Genomic DNA, 26,156 nt, shown 5'->3' on the forward strand with positions numbered 1-26,156 from the left:
AAACCAAGCAGAGTCCCGCGCCGGACACGGCAATGCCGTTTCCCTACAAATATTGCGTACAATCTGATTTTGTATGGACACAACAGTGTTGTGTCCTAATTTTGTATAAAAATAACATTCCTCATTCTTATACCAATTATTAAAAGTCCCAGAGTCCCGCGCATGATATCAAATCCGGTAGCATCGGAATTAATATAACCCGCAATCAGGACACGGCAGTGCCGTTTCCCTACAATAAATCTGGCGCGCAAGAAACGGCACTGCCGTGTCCTCTATATCATTCCGGCGCAGCCGGAATTGATATGAGACGGTAATGCCGTGTCCCTACAAATATCGTATACAATCTGATTTTGTAGGAAAAAATATTATTGTTTCCTAATTGTGTAGGAAAAAAACTCAATCTTACACAAATCATTAACAGCCGCAGATTCCCGCTCCGCATACAATAAAGCCGTTTCCCTAAAAATATGGCGTACAATAGGATTGTTTAGTGACAGAAAATTGTTCATTGGTATCAACTTCAGCCGCTCGCCTTAAGTAACAAAATGTAAAGCGATCGTCCTCTTGGCCATTGGTTTACCGATCGCGAACAATGACCAAATAATATTGGGCATTCACTTACGAACCGTGTCTTTCAAGCAAAAAACATCTTTATATCCCCGTTGAGAGTATAAGGAACCGATTTTTTTTAGTATTTTTGCTTAATTTTTTTTATCATGGTAATAGTTTACTTAATCCTTAAGGGAGTTGCCTAAAGTGGGCAAAGCAAGATGCGATCTAGGAGAGATCGTCCGCATTAGTTACTGCCAAGTTGGCAAGATTAGTTAGCTGTTAATCTGCATTACTTAAGCAAGTGGGTTTTTATGAATTTATCTGAAAAAAATACATTGACGCCGATCGCCCCCAGCGCGATCGATCTACATCGGGAACCCAAAACCGATGCCCCGTTTCCCGTCGTCGGGATTGCAGCTTCTGCGGGAGGCTTGGAAGCATTCATCGAGTTGCTGAGCAACTTACCCGCAGATACCGGCATGGCATTTGTGCTGATCCAGCACTTAGCGCCCGATCGCAAAAGCCTGCTGAGCGAGATTCTCCGCCGAACGACGAAAATGCCCGTGAATGAGGTACAAGACGGCATGGCTTTAGAGCCGAACCATGTCTACGTCATTCCGCCGGATACCAAGCTGCTGCTGGTAGAAGGGTTGCTGAGACTGCTGCCCCGTGAGAAGATGGAGGGCAGATATATGCCTGCAAATGCGTTTTTCGACTCCTTAGCAGTCGATCGGGGCAACAAAGCCATCGGCGTAGTTTTATCGGGAGCCGATGGAGACGGCGCCTTGGGGCTGATGACAATCAAAGCAGCCGGAGGCGTGACTTTTGCTCAATGCGAAGACACAGCCAAATTCGAGAGTATGCCGAATACCGCCGTGGCTACAGGTAATGTAGACTTCGTTCTGCCACCTGAGGCAATTGCGCGGGAACTGGCACATCTGAGCCAGCATTCCTTTTTGGCTGGGCCGTTCCCCGTCACAATCGCTGAAGCATTGCCAGAACCGGGATCGACCTTAGCGACTATTTTTGGGCTGCTGAAATCGAGCGCAGGCGTTGACTTCACCCAATACAAAGTGGCCACCCTGAACCGGCGAATGCAGCGGCGCATGGTGCTGTACAAAATGGAACGATTGGAAGATTACGCTCAATATCTCCTCGACTATCCGGCGGAAGTCAAAGCTTTGTATGAAGAAATTCTGATCCACGTCACCAGTTTTTTCCGTGACTTAGAAGCTTTTCAACACTTAAAAGAGTACGTTTTCCCCACAATTACCCAAAATAAATCTCCAGAAGTTCCGATTCGGATTTGGGTTGCAGGATGTTCGACAGGGGAAGAAGTTTACTCGATCGCCATTTGCTTGTTAGAGTTTTGTAGCGATCGAGTTATCCCGCCGCCGATTCAGATTTTTGCTACAGATATCAGCGAGGTGGCGATTAGCAAAGCGAGGTCTGGTTTCTACTTAGAAAACCAGATGTTAGGCGTTTCCGAAGAACGACGCCGCCGCTTCTTTGTCTCCGTAGAAAGAGGCGGATATCGCATCTGCAAAGTAGTCCGCGAACTGTGCGTGTTCGCCCGACAAAACTTAGGCATCGACCCACCTTTCTCTAATCTCGATCTGATTAGCTGCCGCAATGTGATGATTTACTTGGCAGAACGTTTACAAAAACGAGTTGTGTCAGTTTTTCATTACAGTCTCAACCGAAGTGGCTTCCTGATGCTCGGCACTTCCGAAAGTACGGGCAAATCTTCGGACTTATTTACTTTAGTGGATGGGTCATCTAAAATTTATGCCAAGAACTTAACTGCGACTCCTCCCCGGCTGCCCTTTGCGCCAAGTTTCTTTCCCCTAACCCGACCAGAGAATCTGCAGCCTATGAATGCAAATTTTCCTAATAGCTTTGACTTACAGCGGGAAACAGACCAATTGATTTTAAAGCGCTATAATCCTGTGGGTGCGGTGGTCAACGACCAGATGGAGATTTTGCAACTCCGGGGAGACACCAATCGGTACTTAAGACTCTCACCTGGAACGCCGAGTTTAAACTTGTTCGCAATGGCGGTAGGAGAATTGTCTGTGGACCTTCGCACCGCAATTTATCAAGCGCAAACTCAGAACATGACGGTGAGAAAAGAACGGGTGAGGGTGGAAGAGGGCGAGGACACGCATATCGTCAATTTTGAGGTGATTCCGTTCCAGCCTGCGAGCGCGGAAACACGCTACTTTTTGGTGCTGTTTGAACAAGCTTTACCCGCAATTATCGACGTGGGAATCGACAATTTTGATAGGTTAGAACCCAGCGATTTAGAGCGGGAAATAGTGCGAATGAGGCACGAACTTGCCACAGCTAAGCAAGAGAAGATCGTGGCTCAAGCGCACCTGCAAGCGGTGGTTGAGCAGCAAGAACATCTCACCCAAGACCTCAGAGTTGCCAACGAAGAAATTATATCGAGCAATGAGGAGCTACAAAGCATCAACGAGGAACTAGAAACCGCTAAAGAAGAAATTCAAGCTACTAACGAAGAACTGATTACCACTGTGGAGGAACTTCGCACTCGAAATCTCGATTTGCAGCAGGTTAATAACGACGTAACTAATTTGCTTGCTAGTATCAATATTCCCATTTTAATGTTGGAAAACGATTTGCGGATTCGCAGCTTTACGCCAATGGCAGAGCGGCTGTTCAATCTGATTTCTACGGATGTCGGGCGTCCCTTTAGCGACATCCGAGTTAATCTGGAAATTCCCAACTTGGAAGAGATGATTTTGGAGGTGCTCGATACTCTCAACACCAAAGAACAAGAAGTGCAAACTCAATCGGGATATTGGTACGCCCTCCGCATTCGTCCTTACCGCACAGCAGAAAACCAGATTGAGGGTCTGGTAATGGTTTTAATCGATATTGACGCTCTCAAACGCAGTGTTGCCACTATAGAAACAGCCCGCAACTATGCGGAAACAATTGTGGAAAGCGTGCCAACCCCTTTAATGGTACTGGATGCTGATTTGCAAGTGAACACCGCCAATCGAGCGTTATATGAAACGTTTCAAGTTTTATCTTCAGAAACCGCTCAAGAGGCTTTCTTTGAATTTGCTACCGAGCCGTCGAATACCCCGGAACTGCGAGAGCTTTTGGAAGATCTTCTGCTTAATAATGTTGAGATTAACAACTTTGAGATCGAGCAGGTTTTTGGGCGGCTCGGGCAGAAAACTTTGCTGCTAAATGCTTGTAAGGTTGAACCCCAAGACAGGGTTTCAATGATTCTGCTGTCGATCGAGGATATCACCGATCGCAAGCAGTTTGAGACAGAGCGATCGCAGTTATTGGAGCAGGAACAGTCAGCCCGCCAACAAGCAGAAAGGGCTAACCGAGCTAAAGATGAATTTCTAGCGAATCTCTCCCACGAATTGCGCAATCCCCTGACTCCGATTCTGGCGTGGTCACAAATGCTGCGATCGGGGAAGCTGAAGGAAGCAGACACTAATCGCGCTCTAGAGGTAATCGAGCGCAGCGCGAGGGCGCAAGCTCAGTTAATCGAAGATCTTCTCGATATTTCTCGGATTACCAACGGCAAGCTTCAACTCTCTACCCGTTCGATCGATCTGCAGTTAGTGGTGCAAGCTGCGCTGGAGGGGGTGCAATTCTCAGCTTCCGCAAAAAACATTGACCTTGTTTCGGATTTGATTTCTGTAAATGTCTTAGGCGATATCGATCGTTTGCAGCAAGTTTTATGGAATATCCTGTCTAATGCGATTAAGTTTACTCCGGTGGGGGGACGAGTGGAAATCACGCTCTCGGCGAGCGAGAATCATGCTGAAGTTCGAGTCACCGACAGCGGAAAAGGGATTGCGCCTGAGTTGTTACCGTATATTTTCGATCGCTTCCGCCAAGGAGATTCCAGCACGACTAAGACGAATCAAGGGCTGGGATTGGGCTTGTCGATCGTGTATCATCTTGTTCAACTGCACGGGGGAACGGTGCAAGCCGATAGTCCGGGTGAGGGACAAGGAACTACAATAACTCTGAGATTGCCGTTGAGAGCCTCGCCGGAAGAGTTGACACCGCCAAGCCCACCAGAGCCGGCTCCATTGCCAGAGGCTGCCACAGACGCGATCGTCGATGAGCGCATTCCCTCTTTGAATGGTTTGCAAGTTTTAGTTGTAGATGATGAGGCTGATACCCGGGATCTCTTAAAGTTTGTGCTGGAAAACTACGGGGCTGATGTTTTGACAGTAGAATCTGCAAGAGCAGCGATGGCGGCTTTGAGGGAAACACCCGGCAGATATGACGTGCTAATCTCGGATATCGGAATGCCTGATGAAAACGGGTATTTCTTAATTCGGCAAGTGCGAGCTCTTGCTGCGGAAGCTGGAGGAAAAATCCCCGCCGCCGCGCTGACTGCGTATGCGAGCGATCGAGAACAAGAAAGGGCGATCGAAGCGGGTTTTCAAACTCATATTGCTAAGCCGATCAAGCCTATTCAACTAGGATTAATTATTGCCAATCTAGCAGGGCGATTTTAATTTATTTTGAGATTCGACTCGGCAGTTTCAACCGCTTCTTGTCACACCCAGCAGAATCCCGCGCCAGACTTAGGCTCAGCCGTTTCCATACTCGTATACAATCTGATTTTGTAGGGACACAACACTGTTGTGTCCTGATTTTGTAGGGACACAATTCAATATTACAGCGTATTCCAGGTTTATGAAGTAGGGACACGGCAATGCCGTGTCCCTACGGCGGGGATAGAGCGATTTGAGGTATTCTTCATAAACCTGGAATCTGCTGTATATTGATCGTTAAAAGTAGCCGAGTCCCGCGCCGGACACGGCATTGCCGTTTCCCTACAAATATTGTATCCTGATTTTGTAGGGACACAACATGGTTGTATCCTAATTTTATAGAAACACAACATTCTTGTTAGCAATTAACAATTCCTAAAAACAATTGCTAAAAAAAACACAACGTGAGAAAATATAAAAAAATATAGAAATTCAGGAGTTATGATTCTTGGTAACTATTAAATGTCGGGGCATTACATTCTCAAATATCGAAGCCGTAATCTTTGACAAAGACGGCACTCTAGAGGATTCTCAGGAGTTTTTGAGACTGTTGGGGATTAAGCGAGCGCGCCTCGCAGACGCTCAAATTCCGGGCGTTGGAGAGCCTTTACAAATGGCTTTCGGCATCGAAGGCGGCAGCATTGACCCCACGGGCTTGCTAGCAGTGGGTAGCCGCAGGGAAAATGAGATTGTTGCAGCGGGATACATCGCGGAAACCGGCAGGGGATGGCTGGAATCTTTAACTATTGCGCGCCGCGCTTTTGACGAAGCTGACGAAATGTTTAAAAATAGTGCTGTTTCTCCTTTATTTGTCGGCAGTTTGGAAGTGCTGAAATATCTTTCGGAAGCCGGTTTGAAGCTGGGAATTCTGTCGGCTGCTACGACGGGGGCTGTGCAAAAGTTTGTGAAACAGCACGAATTAGCCGACTACATTCAGTTAGAAATGGGAGTTGATTCAACGCTTCATAAACCAGACCCGAAATTGTTTTTGCAAGCTTGTGAGAAACTCGGAGTTGAACCCGCAGCAACTTTGATGGTGGGAGATTCAGCGGGCGATATTCAGATGGGTAAAAATGCTAATGCGGCGGGTTGTATCGGCATTTGTTGGGGGAATGCGCAGGTTAGTCATTTGGAAAAAGCTGATGTGGCGATCGCATCTTTGGATGAAATTACAATTTTAGCAGATTGAGCAAACATCACATCAATTCCGGTGGCACTCCTTATGATATAGAGGACACGGCAATGCCGTGTCCCTACCGAAAATAATATTGTAGGGACACGGCACTGCCGTGTCCTAATTTTGGCTAATAATTCCGATGCTACCGGAAACGATATCAGTCCCTACGGACAACGCAAACCGAGAATTACGACATCTCTTTCCACGCCGTCAAGTTCGGCAACTTGCGGCAGATATCCCCACCGCTGAAAGCCAAATTTCTCAAACAATCTTAAACTCGGCTGATTGTGAGCAAAAATTATCGCCATCAGAGTTTTAAGCTTCAATTCTGGACTCCGCACAATTGCCGATTGCAATAATTGTTGTCCGATTCCGCAGCGTTGGCGATCGGGTGCGACGTAGATGCTAACTTCTGCTGTATGCTGATAGGCGGCGCGTCCGTAGAAAAGCTGAAAACTCAGCCAGCCAACAATATTTTGTTCGGATTCGATTACCCAAATCGGCAAGGAATTGGGGGAGTGTATTCTGTACCACTGAAGGCGGCTTTCGACTGAGATTGGTTTTAAATCTGCTGTGGCTATTCTGCCCGGTATTGCTGCGTTGTATATTTGAACAATTGCTGGCAAATCGCTTTCTACTGCGTCGCGTATTTTCATCGTTTGCTTGACTGTTGACTGTTAACTGTTGACTGTTGACTGTTAACTAATGACTAATGACTAATAACTAATGACTATTGTACAGTTCCATAATATCGCTGACAGCCATCCGCGAATTTGCTCCCAAAGTCAGCGGCGATGTGTGTCCTCGCTGCAAGTGTTCGGCCGCCGCACAGCCGATCATGGCTGCGTTGTCTGTACAATATTTTAATGGCGGAAACAATACTCGCAAATTGTGTTTGGCTGCTGCTGCTTGTAAGTGTTTTCGCAGTCCGCTGTTTGCTGCAACTCCGCCCCCGACGGCAATGGTGGTAAGCCCGAAATTTAGCGCGCAGTCGATCGCTCTTTTTGTTAAACTCTTAGCTACTGTTTCCTGAAAACTGGCCGCAATATCATTAATTGTAGAGGCAGGCAAGAAGCCTTCCCCATCCACATTGTTATTTTGTTTTTTGAGTTTCTGCACTAATTGCAAAACTGCTGTTTTCAACCCGCTAAAACTGCTGTCGTAGGGGTGGTAGCCGCCGCCAGGCAGCGAAATTCTGCCTTCTGGCAGGGGGTATGCTTGGGGATTGCCAAGGGCGGCTAATTTGTCAATCAGTGGCCCGCCCGGATATCCTAGCTGCAACAGTCTCGCGACTTTATCAAAAGCTTCGCCGGCGGCGTCGTCGCGCGTGTGTCCTACAGTTTCGTAAACGCCGCAATCTTTGACGTAAATTAAGCTGGTGTGTCCCCCGGAAACTAACAAACACAAAAACGGTGGCTGCAAGTCTGGTTCGGTAAGGTAAGAAGCGTAGATGTGCCCTTCGAGGTGGTGGACGCCTAAAAAAGGTTTTTGACGGACTATTGCCAAGCTTTTCGCCGCTGTCAGCCCGACTAACAATGCACCTACTAAACCCGGGGCACAAGTCGCTGCAATGCCGTCAATTTCTGACCAACTCAGGTTTGCCTCCGAGAGACACTGGGCAATTACCTGATTTAGCATTTCTAAGTGACTCCGCGAAGCCACTTCGGGCACTACTCCGCCGTACTGCTCGTGGATTTTAATTTGCGATGCTACAACATTGCTGCAAACTTGACGATTCTTAACAATTGCTGCTGCTGTTTCGTCACAACTTGTTTCGATTGCGAAAATGGTTGCCATTAACTGGTAATTTTATTTGATAGGTTAGCTATTGCTAGCTTAACTAATTCGGCGCAAGTCCCCCGCTATACCTGTACTCAGGTTATTGTTGAGGGATATTTGCCCGATCGACAGGTAAGGCCATCATCTGATGCAATGAAGGAATATCCTCGCGGTATTGCTAGCTCAGCACTGACCTATGAAAACGCGAATCCCTCTTTTTATTGGGCTTTGTCGCATCAATGATGGATACTTGAGACTGTCAAGAAACACGGTAATCTGGATTCCAGATCGGCAAGTTGAAATGCTTGTACAAAAACTTATTGTTTTGTAACAAAAGGAAACAATTCCATGCGACGATTGTTTGCTGCAATTTTAGTGTTGAGTGTCTGGATCAGTTTTGCTCCAGTTGCTTCGGCTTACAATTTAGTGCCGTGCAAAGACTCTCCCGAATTCAAGGAACTAGCTAAAAATGCACGTTCTACTAATGGCGATCCGGCATCTGCGAAAGCGCGGTTCGAGCGCTATTCTCAAGCTTTGTGCGGCCCGGAAGGATACCCGCACTTAATCGTAGACGGCAACTTGAGCAAAGCAGGGGACTTTTTGATTCCTAGCATACTGTTCTTGTATATCGCAGGTTGGATTGGTTGGGTGGGCCGTTCTTATCTGCAAGTTACCAAAAAATCAGCAACCCCAGAGGAAAAAGAGATTATTATCGACGTTCCTTTGGCAATCAAATGTATGCTGAGCGGCGTTTTATGGCCTCTGGCAGCTCTGACATCAATCACCAGCGGTGAAATGTTTGCGAAGGACGACGAAATTACTGTTTCCCCCCGCTAAAATTGGGAAATGGAGAAGAGCTAATAGCTAACAGTTAATCAATTAACTGGGAATTAGCAATTAGCCGTAGCTAGATCGGCAATTACCAACTGTCTCAAATTTTTAGGAGCAGAATTCATGCAATACTTTGTCAAGTTTCTTTCGACCGCACCAGTCTTGGCTATCCTTTGGATATCTATTCAAGCTGCGGGTTTAATTGAATTTAACCGCTTTTTCCCAGACCTGCTTTTCCATCCGATGCCTTAAGATTTGAGGGAAATTAGGTTGCAAAACCTAGGAGAGAAAAGTTGAGAGTTTTGACTTTTGAGTGATGAGTTACAGGTTAATTTAGCGCTAAAAGCTCAAAACTCTCAAACCGTACCAGTTGGTGCAAGACCAGCGCATAAATGGGGAAAAGCCAAGAATCTAAACTATTTAGTTATCAAATTAGTTGCTAATGACTAATGACTAATGACTAATGACTAATGACTAATGACTAATATTGTGAATCGATGAAGTCTTATCTCGCCGCAGCAATTCAAATGACGAGCTTGCCTGACCTGCAAAAAAATTTGGTTCAGGCAGAGGAATTAATCGACCTGGCAGTGCGTCGGGGTGCGGAGTTAGTTTCCTTACCAGAAAATTTCTCGTTTATGGGAGAAGAGGAGGAAAAGATTGCTTCTGCAGAGGCGATCGGGCTCCTGAGCGAAAAATTCCTCAAAACGATGGCCCAGCGCTTCCAGGTAACGATTCTGGGCGGCGGATTTCCAGTGCCGACGGAGGGGGGGAAGGTATACAATACTTGTTTGCTGGTAGACCCAAACGGCACTGAAGTGGCAAGGTACAGAAAAGTACATTTGTTCGATGTGAATGTGCCAGACGGCATTACTTACAGGGAATCGAACACTGTGAAAGCTGGTGAAGATTTGCCACCGGTTTATGTGTCGCCGGAGTTGGGGACGCTGGGACTTTCGGTCTGCTATGACGTGCGGTTCCCGGAAGTGTACAGGCATTTGTCCTACAAGGGGGCCGATATTTTGTTCGTGCCGGCGGCGTTTACTGCTTACACTGGCAAGGATCACTGGAAGGTTTTGCTGCAAGCTAGGGCGATCGAGAATACTTGTTATACGATCGCCCCCGCACAAACTGGCCGCCACTACGGTCGCCGTCAAACTCACGGTCACGCGATGATTGTAGACCCTTGGGGTGTGGTATTGGCGGATGCCGGAGAGGAACCGGGTGTGGCGATCGCAGAAATTAATCCCGATCGACTAGAACAAGTCCGCCGCCAGATGCCGTCGCTGCAACACCGGGTTTTTATGTGAAGGAATTTTGAGACCAATTGGTCTCAAAATTTCAGTTTCCGTCAGCGAGAAGACCTGAAAAGTTTTTATTCGCTCAAGTAATTGTGTAGGTTCGTACACACAAAAACTTAGATCGCGTGCGTGCGATCGACCAAAAGAAGCCAGTGGGGGCGGATTTACGCCGATCTGTGACTGATATTGTCGATCGGGCGTGACTCTGGCCCCGACAGCTTAATATATTGTTTTTTCCCGGAGATGAACGGCCAATAACTCGCGATAAAATGTCTAAGGCAGGTTCAATGGACGTGCACTTCTGCTAAAAGGCGAATTGGCGAAAGTAGAATTGCACGAAATGCGTCTTTTTTGGAGAAATGAAACACACTCTTTCGGTTTTAGTTGAAGATGAAGCGGGTGTCCTCACTCGAATTGCTGGTTTGTTTGCCCGTCGGGGTTTTAATATTGAAAGTCTCGCCGTTGGCCCGGCGGAGCAAGTGGGAGTATCTCGGATTACGATGGTTGTACCCGGAGATGACCAGATTATCGAGCAGTTGACAAAGCAACTGTACAAGTTGATTAACGTACTAAAAGTTCAGGATATAACGGAAATTCCCTGTGTGGAACGGGAGTTGATGTTGCTGAAAGTTAATGCTGCTAGCGGGACGCGATCGGAGATAATTGAGTTAGCTCAGATTTTTAGAGCGCGAGTGGTGGATATTGGTGATGATACGCTGACATTGGAAGTTGTCGGAGATCCGGGTAAAATGGTGGCGATCGTCCAGGTTCTGAATAGATTTGGGATTAAGGAAATTGCTCGGACTGGGAAAATTGCCCTGACGCGGGAGTCGGGGGTAAATACTGAGTTTCTCAAGTCTTTGGAAGCGAAAGTTTAAGTCAGTTGACGGTTGACTGTTGACGGTTGACTGTTGACGGTTGACTGTTGACTGTTAACTTGTATTAGTCATCAATCAATTGTTGGCTATCAATTATTTAAAGAAGCTAATATGGAAAGCTTTCAACAGCTACAAGTTTATCAATTAGCTGAAAAAATATCAAACGAAATATGGTTTATTGTCAAAAAATGGGACGACTTTACGAAGGATACGATGGGCAAACAAATAGTGAGATCGGCTGATAGTGTTGGTGCTAATATTGCAGAAGGAGATGGACGCTATAGCTGCCAAGATAATCAGCGTTTTGTGAAAATTGCTCTTGGGTTCATTAAACGAAACAAGACACTGGTTAAGACTTGCCTACGCTCGAAATCTTTTAACTCAAGAACATAGCGATCGCCTGCATCCCTTATTAAATGAACTTTCACCAAAACTTAATGCTTATCTTAACTCACTAAAACAAAAACCCAAAAGTTAATAATCAACAGCCAACAGTCAACCGTCAACAGTCAAATTACCATTCAGGTTCACTTTCTATCAAAAGTGTGGCTGCGATGCTGTCTACAGGCTTTGAGAAAAAGTATCCTTGTCCGTATTCGCATTGCAGTGCTCTGAGTAAATTAAGCTGTTCGATGGTTTCGATTCCTTCAGCAATTACATCCATGCCTAAATGACTGGCTAAAATTAAAATTGTCTGTACAATGGCTTCGTTTCCTTCATCTTCAGTCATGCGGCTGACAAAAGCTCGATCGATTTTTAAAGCGTCAGTTGGAAAAGTGTGCAGGCGGCTCAAAGAAGAATAGCCAGTGCCGAAATCGTCAATATATAATTGAATTTCTAATTTTTTCAATTCTGCGAGGATAGCGACTGCTGATCCGGAATTCTCCATGATGACGCCTTCAGTAATTTCTAACTTTAAAGTGCGGGGGTCAAGCTGAGTTTCTTGTAAAATTTCGCGAATGCGATCGATTAAATCCGGTTGTTTAAATTGTTGATTAGAAAGGTTGACGCTGACAGTCAACGGCGGATTTTCTGGGAATTTTTGGTGCCACTGGTGGGTCTGACTGCAAGCCGATCGCATCATCCACCAACCAATAGGTACAATCAATCTAGTTTCTTCTGCTACTAAAATAAACTCGCCGGGAGATACAACACCCCGCTGCGGGTGATACCACCGCAGCAGCGCTTCAAAACCGCTGATTCTACCGCTAGTTAGAGAGACGATGGGCTGATAGTAAAGCTGGAATTCCTGGGATTCTAAAGCGCGCCGCAGGTCGTTTTCCAGTTGCAAAAGGGCGACGGCGCGAGTGTGCATACTTAAGTCAAAAACTTCGTGACGAGCTTTGCCCAATCCCTTAGCATGATACATGGCAGCATCTGCATCTCGGAGCAGTTCTTCAGGTCGATCGTACAATGTTCGGAACGGGACATTGGGAACAGGAGAGTCGGAAGATAAGCAAGACAAAGAAGTTTCCCGATCGATATTTCCCAGATTCCCGGCGATCGACAGTTTGCTGGTTTCCCTTGGATACGGAGGAGGAAAACCAGAACAAACAATCCCAATGCTAGCACTGGTAAAAACTTGATACTCATTAAGGTAAAAAGGCTCTGCCAGTTCCGCTTGGACTCGTTGGGCAATCAGGATCGGATCTTCGGCGCTGTTGATATTTTCCAGCAAAATAGCGAATTCGTCGCCGCCGAGACGGGCAACGGTATCTCCAGTGCGCAAACAGATTCCCAGACGCTGCGCGATCGCGATCAGCAACCGATCGCCCACTAAATGCCCCAAACTGTCGTTAACAACCTTAAAGCGATCGAGATCGATAAACAGCACCGCAAACACAACCTCGGGGCGGCGTTTTGAAAGCTCGATCGCGTGTCCCAAGCGATCCATAAATAAAGCTCGGTTGGGCAAACCCGTTAGCATATCGTGCAAAGCATCGTGTACTAACTTCTCTTCTGCTATTTTGCGGACGGTGATATCTTCGACAGTCCCTTCGTAGTAAAGCAATTTGTCGCCAGCGCCCCGAACAGCCCGGCCGTTCTCGGAAACCCAGATAGTGGTGCCGTCAGCGCGGTAAACTTGGGACTCGAATTCTGACACAAAACCGTGTTTTTCGATCTCGTGCAAAAACTCGACGCGGCGCTCGGGATCGAGGTAGAGTTGGCGATCGATGTTGCGTATGTTCGCCATCAATTCGGCGGGCGACTCGTAGCCATAAATTCTCGCCAAAGCAGGGTTAGCACTGAGGTAGCGCCCGTCGGGCGTTGCCTGGAAAATCCCTTCGATCGCATTTTCAAAGATGCTGCGGTATTTCTCTTCGGCCTGTTGCAGCGCGAATTCTGCCTGCTTGCGATCGCTGATATCGGTCAAGGTGCCGAGATAGCCCAGAACTTCCCCGCTTTTGGCAATTTCTGGCACTGCTTGCCAAAATACCCAGGTTGTCAAGTCGCCGTTGCAAAAGCGGTACTCTAACTTACAAGGCAACTTCTCTTTGACAGCGCCATACCACACGCTCAAAACGCGATCGCGGTCTTCGGGATGCAAACTTTGCGTCCAACCTTCGCCTATTGCCTGTGGTGCTGTCAGCCCCGCCATCTCCAAAAATCGCTGGTTGACGTACAAGCAATCTCCACCAGCGTCGGCGCGGAAAATCCCGACAGGCAGGATTTTTGCCAAGGTGTAATAGCGGTATTCGCTTTCTAGCAGCGCGCTGGCAGCTACTTTCGTCTCTGTGATGTCAAACATTGCACCTTGAAGAATGACGGACTTGCTTGCTTCATCGCGAACTGCAGTCGCTCGATCGCGGAACCAGACGACTCGGCCGTTGCGGGCGATCGCGCGGTATTCTGAAACGAGCGGCCCGTCCCAAAATATCTCTTCTCCACTGGTAAATTTCTGTGTGGCGTTTTCAACTAACACGCGATCGCGGTCTTCTGGGTGAACGAGTTTCAGCCACAGGTCGGGGTCTGCCCTCCATTCAGCTACAGAATAACCCAGAAAAGTCTCGATTTGCGGGCTGATATAAAGTTTGGCAGCGGTGCGGTTGAGGGGAGAAATGTAGGTGACAGCCGGCATTTGTTCTACAAGAGCGCAGTATTTCGCTTCTACAGTGGACAGTGCTGCTTCTAGGCGCTGGCGCTCTAATTCGGCGGCGGCCCGTCCGGCAAAAATACTGATAATTAATCGGAAGTTGGCAAGATGTGCTTCCGGGAGGGGCCGATCGTGGAAAATACAAATAATGCCTAAAGGTTCGCCGTAAGAGTTTTTGAGCAAGACTCCCAGGAAACTGCGCGCACCTGTAACTACCAATCTGCGGTCTTCTGGAAAGGTTTCGAAGAGGCAGTCAGGACAGGAGTACATTCCCCGATCGATCACCAGCGCTTCGGGAGTATTGGCGGTGTCGCACTCAAAGTTTGACTGCCACAGTCCGTCGCTCCAAAAACTGATAACTTGCAATCTATCGGGAGCAGCATCGGCGCGTTTCTTCGACTTAATCAATTTGGCAGCGACGGCGCTGCAAACTCCGAGTGCTGAGGCTAAGTGGCGAACTAAGGCATCAAAGAATTCTGCTCCCGCCGGCGAATCAGTACCTGCTAGGATCTCGCCCAGCAAATCTTCCTCTAATTGCGCGGAAGCTGTTAGTTTGGGAGGATTATCGGCCTTCGGGCGATCGCGATTGTCCCCCATCGAACCCGAAATCCTCACACTTAGGGTTTGGATGCTTCCAGGCCCGACAATAGGCGAAGAATTCACAGTTGGGCGCTGTTGCTGGCGCAAGAATAGAGCGCCGCCAGTACTTAAAACTTTACCCAATAATCTCTCAGTTGGCGGCAACAGATTTGAGTTGGAGAAAATCCCACAGTTTTTCCAAATTTTCAATCCCGCAGATAAATCTGCGGGGTTTAATTCTGCCAACGGCCGTTTCTCTTCTGCCAGAGGGAGACTGGGGGGTCTTCGCTGCCACTTGAGATAAATCGCCGACGCCAAGGCTAAAATCGCCGATGATCCCACAAGATATGCCAGAATCTCAAAGTAAAAAAATAAATCTAGATCGAACATCGATTAGCACCGCTCAACAATTGTTGTAGTTATCTAAAGCCAATCTATTAAAAAATCACTAAGTATCGTCACGGATGGGTAACGAATACAAGGTAGGATCGCAGTGAAAGCGACAACAGAGTTAACAGTTCACAAAAAACCGGGCAATACTTGACATTACCGAACTTTTTGTGGTTCTTTTCGTACAGGATCAACCCGTACAGGTGAAACTGCAAACACCTCTATACGGTTTCTACACTCCTCAAAGGGTGAGTTTCCGTTTATTTTTTTAATCATATTTAATAATGCTGCATTCACATTAGAATTAATCAGGGTTTGATTCAAAGACCGAAACAACCCACGTTTAACTCTCTTACGCTGGTAAGACTCTTGCTTACCGACAGGCTCTAAATCCCAAAAGCTGCACTTACTTGTATAAGATTCTTCTGTAACTGTTACCTCGATACCCACTAACTCAGCTTTGTAAGCAATCATTTCTCTGAGCTTGGCATAAGAAATTACTACAAAAGTCTGATGAGTTTTTTGGGCTAAGGCTAAATTTTGTTTCCACGCCACATTTTTGCCAATAACTAACTGCCCGATTTTCTCATCCACCAACCCCTTGACCATCAAACTGCTGGTTTGAGGAAGGTAGTTTTTTACTCCCTTGTTTCGCTTAAAGGTGATTTGCTGGATTTGGCGCGCGGTATATTTCCCTTGGTCAAGTTTTGATTGTAAAAATGCTCGGCGCTTATTAAAACATTGATTTATTAATTGGAGATATTTTCCATCATATAGAGTTGGAGTAAATGTTAGCTGATTCGATGTCAAAACGACGAGGTTATCAATCTCTAAATCTATACCTGCTATGAGTTGGGGATTTAAATCCACCAACGTTACAGGCTTTTTATAAACAACCTCAACAACGTAGCTCGCTGTTGCAGAAACTATCCTTACCTCTATGACCTCTTGGGCTTTTGTAACAATTATTATGTCACCTTGAGATAAATGAAGTAGCCCATTATTTTTATTTTCACCCCTTTTTCCTATCAATTGGTTATCATAAATTAACAAGTTACGTGCACAGATTTTAGCTTTGTTTTTTTTTATTTTAGGGAGGAATAAAAATTGATGGACATCTCGGGAATAAGCCATTATTGACTTTTTCCAAGCATCCCCATCGTGAAGAACTTGTTTGAAAAATTGATAGCTAATTTGAGCAGGTAAGGATTTATAGTCGGCTGTTGGTTTTAGGATGGCATATAAACTTTTGAGACTCCTGGCACAGCCAACTTGATACCCCGACTTAAAAAAGTGTTTCCTCATGTAGTAGTTACCATGATTGTAGAGATTTATGGACAGGAACGATAAGTTATCAAACTGTTTAAAAAACTGATGCTGCCGATCTATGTAATGCCTTTCAACGACAATCATAATTTTTTTGGTAGAAACGAAAAGTTTTTTATTGCTTAGCAAAGCAATGTACAATAAAGTTCAGGGATTATCTGATATAGTGTAACACCCATGATCAAAGCAATCGTTTTTGAAACCCCCGGAAGCCCGTCCGTATTGAAACTGCAAGATATCCCCGCCCCTACTATACAAACAGAAAATGAAGTTTTGGTGCGGTTGCGGGCGGCGGGAATCAATCCTATAGATACTAAATTGCGGGCGCGCGGCACTTTTTACCCCGAGAAAACTCCTCACGTTTTGGGGTGCGACGGTGCTGGAGTCGTAGAGGCTGTAGGTGCTGGTGTGCAAAGTTTCCAAGTGGGAGACGAGGTTTTTTTCTGCAACGGCGGTTTGGGCGGGTCGAGGGGTACTTATGCTGAGTTTGCCGTTGTAGACCAACGCTTTCTCGCCCTCAAGCCGGCTGCTTTAAGTTTTGCTGAGGCGGCGGCGGCACCGTTAGTTTTAATTACAGCATGGGAATCGCTGTACGATCGAGGGCGCTTGCAAGCCGGGCAAACAGTGCTGATTCAAGCTGGTGCCGGCGGTGTCGGCCACGTCGCGATACAGTTGGCGAAGTTGCAGGGTGCTGAGGTTTGCACTACTGTTAGTTCTGAGGAAAAAGCCAATTTTGTCAAGCAGTTAGGTGCAGATTCAGTAATTTTATACAAAAATACTGATGTTGTCGATGAAGTTTTGACTTGGACTCAAGGACAAGGAGTTGATTTGGCTTTCGATACAGTCGGGGGAGAAACTTTTTACAAAACTATTCCGGCTGTGAAGATTTATGGAGATTTGGTAACAATTTTGGAACCCGATCCGGCTTTGGGCAATTTGACCACAGCGAGAATGCGAAATCTGCGAATTAGTCTGGAATTAATGTTAACACCGATGCTGCAAAGTTTGGTGGAGGAACAGGAACAGCAGGCTCATATTTTGCAGAAGTGTGCTCGTTTGTGCGATCGCAACTTGCTCAAAATTCACGTCAGCCAAACTTTCCCTCTCGAACAAGCTCAAGCCGCTCACGAACTGTTAGAAACAGGCTCAGTAACTGGTAAAATAGTTTTGCTAATTTCCTAAATTTCCTACCCAATCTAGTAGCTTCGGTATAGTGTCCTGTCATGGACGTAGAAACCGGGTTAAGGCCATTTTTCCAGGTTAAAAAACCCGGTTTATTGAGTTTTTGCGCGTAAGTTGCTTTTAACGCCAACTCGCAATTGCTTTTGGAAACGCCGCCAGAAATTGAGAATCTTTTTTGACAAATAAGAAGGAGGATGAAAACTTGAATAAGTTGGCGTTCGTTTTTTTGTCTCGTGTTTAAAAAACGTTGGTTGGGCGATTGGGATTGCGGGCGATTAGGATTGCGCCTACACAAACAAAACCCGACGATAGCGGGTTGAAGAAGTTGCTGAGTGATTTCAATCGCCCAGTGATTTCCGAGTCAGTTCCCAATCAGGAATCATTGATTTTTGACGGTGGTGAACAGCTTGATTTCTGATATATTTAGCTAAACTGTCGATCGCATCATGGCTGGTAAATACTCCCTAGCTGCCTTGCCCTTTGAAAAATTCACCCGGTTTAATCTGGTGGGTTTCCAAATGAAAAGAACTGCCCTTGACTTGCTTAATCATATCAGCTACCCCCAAAGCCGTCAGAAAACCTGTTAACAGGTGAATGTGATATTCTATACCGCAAACGATAATCACCGTGCAGCCCAATTTCTTGCATTTTGCAATAATTGCTGCATAGATTACTTGCTGAATATCAGGAGTAATCAAAGACAATCTATCCCAAGTTGCTCAAACAAAATGGATATACAGCGTATCCCAGGTTTATGAAGCAGTAGGGACACGGCAATGCCTTGTCCCTAGGGGGATCGATCGATAGGCTGGCGTACTTCATAAAGCTGGAATCTGCTGTATGACTGCGTGAAATTGTCTCTCATTCCTCTTAAACTGTGTGAAATTTGCCTTCAACCCGCTATCGTCGGGTTTTGTTTGTGTGCCCGTAAACTTCGCGGTTTCTAACCGCGTTCTAAATTTCTTCAACCCGCTATCGTCGGGTTTTGTTTGTGTAGGCGCGGTTTCTAACCGCCCGAACTTCTAACCGCCCGGACTTATTTAAGTCGTATACTCCGCATTAATTTTCACGTAGTCGTAACTCAAATCGCATCCCCAAGCTTTCGCAAAACCGCTGCCATTCCCGACACTAACCTGAATTAAAACCGTATCAGCTTTCAAATATTCCCCCTCCGCAGCCGCTTTCATGTAATTACTCGCAGCAGCGCGATCGAACTCTTTCGGTTGCCCGTTTTCCAGCATCAAAAAATCCCCTAATTCAATCCGCAAATTTTCTTGATCGAAAGGTACACCAGCGCGCCCAGCCGCCGCCGCAATTCTCCCCCAATTCGGATCGCGTCCGAAAATAGCAGCTTTCACCAAAGAAGAACCGACAATTGTTTTGGCAATTTTACTCGCAGAAACTTCATCCAGCGCGCCGCTAACTTGCACTTCCACCAAACAAGTTGCACCTTCGCCGTCGCGGGCGATCGCCTTTGCCAAATGCACGCAAACTTCTGTCAGCATCGCCTCTAATTTTTCAGCATCTGCCCCCATTTCTGTAATCGCCGGTGTGCGGGATTGACCGTTGGCCAAAGCAATTAGCGAATCGTTGGTACTGGTATCTCCGTCAACAGTAATTTGATTGAAACTTCTGTTAGCCGCCCGACTCAGCATTTCTTGCCACAAATGCGACGACACTGCTGCATCGCAAGTTACAAATGCTAGCATTGTTGCCATATTCGGGTGAATCATTCCCGAACCTTTGCAAATGCCGCCGATGCGGACGGGTCGATCGCCAAACATAGTTTCCAGGGCGATCGTTTTCGGCACTAAATCAGTCGTACAAATAGCCTTAGCAGCCGCATCGGAACCAGTTTCCGATGCCTCAGCAACTAATCGCGGAATTCCAGCCCTCAGCGGGTCCATTTTTATCCGCTGTCCGATGACGCCTGTGGAGGCCAAAAGAATTGATTCTGGAGGAATATTCAGCGCTTCTCCCAATAATTTGGCACTTTCGAGGGCATCGGCCAAACCTTGTTCGCCAGTAGCAGCATTAGCTTGTCCCGCATTGCACAAAATTGCTTTCGCGCTTGGTTTCGCTTGCAAACGCTGGCGGCAGTAGTCCACGCAAGCTGCCCGCACAGTGGATGTAGTAAAGACTCCTGCGGCGATCGCGTCCACCTCTGACAAAATTAAACTTAAATCCGGCAAGCCAGAAGGCTTCAAACCCGCTGTAATTCCAGATGCTCGATACCCTCTGGGTGCTGTAACTCCGCCGCCAATTTCTTTCCAGTCCGACATGATGACCTCCCTAGTAGCCTTCAATCTGCTGAAAGGGGATTATATCAAGTTTCTCGGCACAAACGTTTTTTATTGTTTGTGATGTATACTTTTGAGGCTATCTCACTCTCGTTTAGCTCACCCTTTGCTCAAACGCCTCTCTATACAAGCAGTACGATCGAGATATTACCAATTCCCAATTCCCAATTCTCCATAAAACTAATCGCGGCTTCCAATCTAGAGTTAGAACTCAAGAAGAAGTCGCGACGGTTTTGTAATTGACATTATTAATTTTTAGCTGGCAAACAACAAACTCGATTCAACTATCTCGCCGTTGAAAAAATGAGTTATTTGCGATCGATACTCGCTTGAGAACCAGCATCTAAACCAACTTCAGCAGCGGCACGGCTCAGCATGGATTCCTGACGGTTTTTAACGACGTGTTGATGGCGCATCATCAGGTTGCGGGCTTGTTCTTGAGTTGACATAACTGGTTTCTCCAAATTATAGGTAATAACTTCGTAGACAATTGTCGAAATTGAGCTTGCCCTAGCTCATAGTGGCGTTGCTGCGATCGTAACTGGCTTGAAAGCTGGGCTGCGGTTTGCCTTGAATGTGACCCCAGTAGTGCGTATCTTCCATCCCGACTTCGGTGGCGGTGCGGTTGAGCATGGATTGCTGCCGATTCTTCACCAGTTGGTGGTGGCGCATCATCAGAGAGCGAGCTTGATTTTCGGTAGACATATGCGGTTCCTCCGTATTCTTTAGATTAATGTTGGGCTGGTTTTTTCTTCTCTTCTATCACTATAACAGACAATTCTGTATCTAAAGCTACCAAATCAAAATTGTCACAAAAATTTACAATTGGGCTATTGGGCGAGAAGGTCGATCGAGGGTGCAGGGAGTGCGATCGGCCTTTGGCTAGTGGATTCAGGCCCAACCTGAAGCAGCAGTTGGCAAAAATTGCCAATATTCATCTTCTAAGAGCCACATTTTAGCCACTACGTAATTGCCAAGGGCAAAAATAACTTTATAGTTTGATTCAGAGTTATGGATGCAGAATTTGGCCTCTCAAGGGAGTCGAAGTTGCCTTAGTTAACAGTAAATTTAATAAGTAGCTAAGTAGGGCTTGCTGAATAAGCCTAAAACCCTTACATCAAAAGACTTTGGCTCGTTTAGGCGCTGATAATGTGTAAGACTCTGAGCTAAAATGAGTCAAAAGCCCAGCACACCATCACTTTCGTAATGTACCGAAAAGTTGACCCAACCCCAAAAGAGCCATCCAACTTTGACCTCCCCTTCGAGGGGCAATTGTCAGATGATAATCGTTGGGTAATCATGGCAAAACTAATTCCGTGGTCAGAATTTGAAGTAGAATATGCTCTAAATTTTTCCGTAGATATGGGAGCTCCAGCTAAATCTTTTCGGATGGCATTGGGAGCATTAATAATTAAAGAAAGATTAGGAACTAGCGATCGCGAAACAATAGAACAAATTAGAGAAAACCCATACCTACAATACTTTATAGGCATGACAACCTATAGTAGTCAAGCACCATTCGACTCATCTATGTTCGTTCATTTTAGGCAGAGAATAGGTGTCAATCTCGTCAATAAAATCAATGAAAAAATGGTCAAAGAGCAGACAGAACTGCCAGGAGAGGAAGTTGAAAAAAAATCATCAGAAATAAATGAGCCTAAAAATCAAGGAAGATTAATATTAGACGCAACCTGCGCGCCAGCCGACCTTAAATATCCGACAGACTTAGGACTATTAAATCAAGCCAGAGAACATACCGAAAAAATTATAGACGCTCTACATACTCAAAGTCAGTCACCTGTAAAAAAAAAACCAAGAACTTATCGAAATCAAGCCAGAAAAGAATACTTAACAATAGCGAAAAACCGGAAACCATCAAGAAAAATACGAAAAAAAGCAATCAAGAAACAACTCCAATATATCAAAAGAAATTTAGCTCACATCGATGGTATGGGAGAGCTACAGTCTCTGAGTAAATATCATTATAAAATACTGTTAGTAGTAAAAGAAGTCTACCGTCAACAGTTATGGATGAATGAAAACAAAAAAAACAGTATAGATGACCGAATAGTAAGTTTAACACAACCACACATCCGCCCGATCGTCAGAGGAAAAGCCGGGAAATCCGTTGAATTTGGAGCAAAACTGTCTGCGAGTTGTCGCAACGGATACGTATTTTTAGACCGGATTAGTTGGGATAATTTTAACGAATCTGGAGACTTAAAAACACAAGTAGAAGAATTTAAACGGTTCACGGGATGCTATCCCGAATCAATTCATGTAGATCGCATATATCGAACGCAGTCAAATCGAGCGGGCGTGCAAAGAAAGAGGGATTAGAATGAGTGGCCCCCCTCTAGGAAGACCCCCGACAAATATCAGCAAGTCAACAAAAAAACAGGCTCAGTTAGACGAGAGAATTCGCAACTCGATTGAAGGAAAATTTGGAGAAGCTAAAAGAAGATTCAGTCTCGGTAGAGTGATGGCTAAACTGTCTAATACTTCTGGTACAACCATTGCCATAACTTTTCTGGTGATGAATCTTTCGGCCCTGCTACGGCAGGTTTTTTGGCTTTTTTTATGGCTACTTAACAACAAGTACCTTTTTTCCTGTTTTCTACCCTGGCTGATTAGAAACAATTATGATTTACCAACAAAAGTTAATCAAAAATTATCTTGTCAATAGGCTCGTGAATTCACTCATCTTTCTAAATGCTGTTTTCTGAGTTTTTCAGCAAGCCCTAAGTAGGTAGGCGCTGTAAAAACCTATTATGTTAAGGATTGTAAAGTATCCACATTCCCTAAGCGTGGCTAAGTTAGCCCTGTTTACATATTGTTACATAGCTCGGTTTAATCCCGCTTACCTACTTAAATCATTATTATTGAGTTGTGTAATTAATTTTGTTTAGGTACTTAATACAACTATTAACAATTAATTATTACAGAAACAACTTATTTTAATGAAGGGTTTATTGGGGTAAATCAGGAAATTGAGGTGGGAACTTACCCTGCCACCAAAAATGGGGTTTTTCTCCATTGGGAAAAGCTCCAACTCTCATCTGAGATGTTTGAGAATTAGCAGTTAATGGGGTTGGGTTACTGACCGGAGATTTTAAGTAAAAATTCCCTTCTTCAGGATTAATAAATTGAGGTTCTTCTCTGACGGCAGCAGTTCCATTCGTTCCATAGATATTCGCATAGTTATCAGGAAGCCATCCAGCATAAATCGGACTGGTGGTGTTATTTTCTCCAAAGATTAAGTTCTGGCTAATCTCAATATCTTTTTGACGAAAAATCTTTTCGATGTCAGAGTTAGCCGCCAAATAGCGATCGCTATAACCGATTTGAAATCCCCTATTATTACTAAAAATATTATTCTTGATTTCAACATTTTGAAGATGATCGGAAAATAAATATAACCCTCCAGTAATCCAAAAAAAGCTTTCTCCTGGGTTCGGTTTACCATAACCATTATGATGAACCGTATTATTATAAATTTTAATATTATGCCGTAACCCATCATTTCCCCATCGGGCAAAGAGAATTCCGGTTCCCCAGTTATCATAAATTAAGTTATGGTGAAATCGAATATTTTTTGCTTCTGAACCTCCTTCTACTGCTAAAGCAAGTCCTGCCCCATTACAATCATGAACAACATTATTAAAGACCTCAACATCTTCTAAGACTCCCACCCAACTATCCACATATAATCCTTGTCGTGCCATGTGGTGAATATAGTTATGATGGACGGTTCCATATTTACTCTTTTCTTTAACATCAATCCCTTCTTTTTTCCCATCCTTAACTAAGTTATAAGCAACTTCAAAATTTTCAACCCCACCGATTGAAATTGCTTCATGGGGAGCTTCTGAAAAATCATTTAAAAAGTCAGCCATCTTCAGGTCGTTTGCATTAATAACCGTATTTCCCATTACTTTATAGTGATCGCCCCACCAAACACCAATACCTGGAGAAAACGTATTTTCTGTTTTATTATTATAAAGGTTAATAAAATGGCTGTTTCTAACTGTAATCCCAGAATTATGAGAATTAATAACTTCTAAATCTTCTACTTGAATATAACTAACATTTTGTAACAAAAATGCACCTTGATCGTGAGGATAATGGGATTTCTTACCAGAGGGAGGCTCTACTTTAACTGCATCCGCATCAATAATAACTCGTTCTTCAGGATAGGCTCGATAAGTAATCCAAGCCTTTTCTGTCCCTAAATTTTTAGCTTGAATTTGTTCAGTGAGGCGATAATTTCCAGCCCGAATATAAACTGTTTCACCCGCTTTTAATACCAACGCTGCGTGATTAATTGTTGACCAAGGATGCTCAAGTGAACCGTTATTTGTATCACTGCCATTTGGTGCAACATAAAAAACATGAGGATGGATTGGTGCTAAAGTTCGCGATGTCCCGCACTCGCCACTAATCGCCAATAGAAATCCTGCTAATACTAACGTGATGAACCTATGAACGGTTTTTCTCATCATGAAGTTTTTGAGGTAGCATTTAATCCTCACTGTTTAAACATTAAAGCACTTTCGTAATTTTATAAATCTAGTAAGTAGGTAGGCGCTGTAAAACACAATTATGTTAAGGATTGTAAAGTATCCACATTCCCTAAGCGTGGCTAAGTTAGCCCTGTTTACATACTGTTACATAGCTCGGTTTAATCCCGCTTACCTACTTATAATTTCAATTAACATCAAGTCACGCCCTAAAGAAACTATGCTGTACCCACAATTGCAGAGAACCCCCTAGCCTCTTTTTCAGGAGGATGCCAGGGGGAGCGAAAGGCTCTGACGTTAGTTTTTCAAGTTGTGTGTACAGGGTAGCCCTTAAGAAAGGCGTGCCGGGGAATAAGCGGCCCTAATCGTCAAACAGTAGACTGGTACTAGATAAGACGTTAAGTTGACACGAATGCTACTCGGCGACTTCAGCTTCAGCTTCCGCTTCCGGTGCATCTGGCACATCTTGCTTGATTGTCAAATAGCGAATCACTTCTTCGCTCAGACGCATCGCGCGCTCCAGGGTAAAAATTGCAGCGCCCGGAGCTGTATAGTTCATTTGAACGTATACTCCGTCCCGGTGCTTGCCGATTTCGTAAGCCAAACGGCGCTTGCCGCGGTGCTGAGTTTCGATGCTTTCAGCACCTTGATCGCGCAAAATAGTTTGATATTTAGCGATCGCCTGGTCTGTCATTTCCTCACCCAAATCTGGGCGCAGAATGTACATAGTTTCGTAAATAAACGGTTTCATGGCAATAATCCCCTTATGGACAACAAGGCTTCTCACGAAGCAAGGACTTATTATCATATCCCAACAATGAACAATCTCAAAACTAAAAAACCAAATTCCCCAAACAACACTCCCTCGCGGTGGAGCACCCTGTGGACGTACAGCATGATGAGCGCGATCGCACTTTTAATGCTGTTTCCCCTGCTGTGGCTTCTGAGTACCTCTCTCAAATCCCCCACCGAAAACATTTTTCAATTTCCCCCGCAACTGTGGCCGCAACAGCCAACCCTCGAAAACTTCATCAAAGTTTGGCAAACCAACCCCTTCGGCCGCTACCTGTTCAACAGCACCCTGATTGCCGGCCTCACAGTTAGCATCAACGTCCTCTTTTGCGCCCTCGCCGCTTACCCCTTAGCCAGACTCAACTTTCGAGGCCGCGAAGCCATCTTAATCACGATCGTTTCCACAATCATGATTCCCTTCCAAATAGTCATGATTCCCCTATACATATTGACTGTACAACTCGGGCTAAAAAATAGTTATTTAGGAGTAATCTTTCCCGGACTAGCCTCAGCCTTCGGCATATTTTTATTACGACAAGCCTTCCTAGCAGTTCCCAAAGAACTAGAAGAAGCCGCCCGCATCGACGGCTGTACAGAATTAGGCATTTGGTGGCACGTCATGATTCCGGCAATTAAGCCAGCTTTAGTTACTTTAGGAATTTTTGTATTTATCGGTTCTTGGAGCGACTTTCTGTGGCCGCTGCTAGTTTTAGACAGGCCGGAATATTACACTTTACCTTTAGGCGTAGCTAATTTAGCCGGGACATTTTCCTTAGATTGGCGTTTAGTTGCGGCGGGTTCCATTATTTCTATTGTTCCAGTTTTAGGGCTATTTTTGCTCTTGCAAAAATACATTGTGCCAACAGAAACCGCCGCCGGAGTCAAAGGATAGA

Annotated in this window: 18 protein-coding genes and 2 pseudogenes; 10 read left to right on the forward strand and 10 right to left on the reverse strand. The window is 45.2% G+C overall.

The window, feature by feature from the left end:
* Positions 1-863: 863 nt before the first annotated feature.
* Positions 864-5,075 carry a chemotaxis protein CheB gene (locus QUA78_RS04735; protein WP_333299896.1) on the forward strand — a complete coding sequence of 1,404 codons (4,212 nt, stop codon included), beginning with the start codon at positions 864-866 and terminating at the stop codon, positions 5,073-5,075.
* Between the two features lie 487 nt (positions 5,076-5,562).
* Positions 5,563-6,303 (forward strand): HAD family hydrolase, encoded by a 741-nt coding sequence (locus QUA78_RS04740; RefSeq protein WP_333299897.1) that lies wholly within the window; start codon positions 5,563-5,565, stop codon positions 6,301-6,303.
* A 152-nt stretch (positions 6,304-6,455) separates the two neighbouring features.
* On the opposite strand, the gene QUA78_RS04745 is transcribed toward QUA78_RS04740, so the two are convergent.
* Positions 6,456-6,947 (reverse strand): N-acetyltransferase family protein, encoded by a 492-nt coding sequence (locus QUA78_RS04745; RefSeq protein ID WP_333299898.1) that lies wholly within the window; start codon positions 6,945-6,947, stop codon positions 6,456-6,458.
* A gap of 67 nt (positions 6,948-7,014) precedes the next feature.
* On the reverse strand, positions 7,015-8,088 hold the full coding sequence (gene tsaD, locus QUA78_RS04750; RefSeq protein WP_333299899.1) for a tRNA (adenosine(37)-N6)-threonylcarbamoyltransferase complex transferase subunit TsaD: 1,074 nt from the start codon (positions 8,086-8,088) through the stop codon (positions 7,015-7,017).
* A 330-nt stretch (positions 8,089-8,418) separates the two neighbouring features.
* Here tsaD and QUA78_RS04755 point away from each other — a divergent pair, with 330 nt between their 5' ends.
* From QUA78_RS04755 to QUA78_RS04775, 5 genes and pseudogenes are all read left to right on the forward strand, one after another.
* Complete coding sequence (locus QUA78_RS04755; RefSeq protein WP_332985161.1) at positions 8,419-8,907, forward strand: Photosystem I reaction center subunit III; 489 nt, start codon at positions 8,419-8,421, stop codon at positions 8,905-8,907.
* Between the two features lie 117 nt (positions 8,908-9,024).
* Positions 9,025-9,153 carry a photosystem I reaction center subunit IX gene (psaJ, locus tag QUA78_RS04760; RefSeq protein WP_172188099.1) on the forward strand — a complete coding sequence of 43 codons (129 nt, stop codon included), beginning with the start codon at positions 9,025-9,027 and terminating at the stop codon, positions 9,151-9,153.
* Positions 9,154-9,398: 245 nt separating this feature from the next.
* Positions 9,399-10,211 (forward strand): carbon-nitrogen hydrolase family protein, encoded by an 813-nt coding sequence (locus QUA78_RS04765; RefSeq protein WP_333303756.1) that lies wholly within the window; start codon positions 9,399-9,401, stop codon positions 10,209-10,211.
* 350 nt (positions 10,212-10,561) lie between these two features.
* Entirely contained in the window at positions 10,562-11,080 is a 519-nt protein-coding gene (gene ilvN / locus QUA78_RS04770; RefSeq protein WP_190739991.1) for an acetolactate synthase small subunit, read from the forward strand.
* 111 nt (positions 11,081-11,191) lie between these two features.
* Positions 11,192-11,537 (forward strand): annotated as a pseudogene (locus QUA78_RS04775) (four helix bundle protein); the annotation flags it as partial.
* Positions 11,538-11,594: 57 nt separating this feature from the next.
* On the opposite strand, the gene QUA78_RS04785 reads toward QUA78_RS04775, so the two are convergent.
* Positions 11,595-15,143 (reverse strand): EAL domain-containing protein, encoded by a 3,549-nt coding sequence (locus tag QUA78_RS04785; RefSeq protein WP_333303759.1) that lies wholly within the window; start codon positions 15,141-15,143, stop codon positions 11,595-11,597.
* 156 nt (positions 15,144-15,299) lie between these two features.
* The gene (locus QUA78_RS04790) at positions 15,300-16,556 is read right to left on the reverse strand and encodes a transposase (protein ID WP_333303760.1); all 1,257 of its coding nucleotides are present in this window, start codon (positions 16,554-16,556) and stop codon (positions 15,300-15,302) included.
* A gap of 90 nt (positions 16,557-16,646) precedes the next feature.
* Between QUA78_RS04790 and QUA78_RS04795 the strand changes: the two genes are divergently transcribed.
* Positions 16,647-17,651 (forward strand): zinc-dependent alcohol dehydrogenase family protein, encoded by a 1,005-nt coding sequence (locus QUA78_RS04795; RefSeq protein WP_333303761.1) that lies wholly within the window; start codon positions 16,647-16,649, stop codon positions 17,649-17,651.
* 338 nt (positions 17,652-17,989) lie between these two features.
* Here the strand turns inward: QUA78_RS04795 and QUA78_RS04800 are convergent.
* From QUA78_RS04800 to QUA78_RS04815, 4 genes and pseudogenes are all read right to left on the reverse strand, one after another.
* Positions 17,990-18,355 (reverse strand): annotated as a pseudogene (locus QUA78_RS04800) (transposase).
* A 336-nt stretch (positions 18,356-18,691) separates the two neighbouring features.
* A complete protein-coding gene (argJ, locus tag QUA78_RS04805) occupies positions 18,692-19,933 on the reverse strand; it encodes a bifunctional ornithine acetyltransferase/N-acetylglutamate synthase (protein ID WP_333189198.1) in 1,242 nt (413 codons plus the stop codon).
* A 326-nt stretch (positions 19,934-20,259) separates the two neighbouring features.
* On the reverse strand, positions 20,260-20,400 hold the full coding sequence (locus tag QUA78_RS04810) for a hypothetical protein (protein ID WP_333303770.1): 141 nt from the start codon (positions 20,398-20,400) through the stop codon (positions 20,260-20,262).
* Positions 20,401-20,461: 61 nt separating this feature from the next.
* Positions 20,462-20,656: a hypothetical protein gene (locus QUA78_RS04815; RefSeq protein ID WP_006631905.1), complete on the reverse strand. Its 195-nt coding sequence runs from the start codon at positions 20,654-20,656 to the stop codon at positions 20,462-20,464.
* Positions 20,657-21,157: 501 nt separating this feature from the next.
* Between QUA78_RS04815 and QUA78_RS04820 the strand changes: the two genes are divergently transcribed.
* Positions 21,158-22,637 (forward strand): IS5 family transposase gene (locus QUA78_RS04820; RefSeq protein WP_333303763.1). Its coding sequence is split into 2 segments (ribosomal slippage): positions 21,158-22,270 and positions 22,272-22,637, totalling 1,479 coding nucleotides; the frame shifts between segments, so codons are not numbered across the junction.
* Between the two features lie 283 nt (positions 22,638-22,920).
* Here the strand turns inward: QUA78_RS04820 and QUA78_RS04825 are convergent.
* The gene (locus QUA78_RS04825; RefSeq protein ID WP_333303764.1) at positions 22,921-24,453 is read right to left on the reverse strand and encodes a right-handed parallel beta-helix repeat-containing protein; all 1,533 of its coding nucleotides are present in this window, start codon (positions 24,451-24,453) and stop codon (positions 22,921-22,923) included.
* Between the two features lie 433 nt (positions 24,454-24,886).
* Positions 24,887-25,222 carry a 30S ribosomal protein S6 gene (rpsF, locus tag QUA78_RS04830; RefSeq protein ID WP_006631907.1) on the reverse strand — a complete coding sequence of 112 codons (336 nt, stop codon included), beginning with the start codon at positions 25,220-25,222 and terminating at the stop codon, positions 24,887-24,889.
* A 15-nt stretch (positions 25,223-25,237) separates the two neighbouring features.
* Here rpsF and QUA78_RS04835 point away from each other — a divergent pair, with 15 nt between their 5' ends.
* On the forward strand, positions 25,238-26,155 hold the full coding sequence (locus QUA78_RS04835; RefSeq protein WP_333398612.1) for a carbohydrate ABC transporter permease: 918 nt from the start codon (positions 25,238-25,240) through the stop codon (positions 26,153-26,155).
* Position 26,156: the final 1 nt, after the last annotated feature.

The organism is Microcoleus sp. K4-B3, assembly GCF_036704615.1.
Taxonomy (GTDB): domain Bacteria; phylum Cyanobacteriota; class Cyanobacteriia; order Cyanobacteriales; family Microcoleaceae; genus Microcoleus.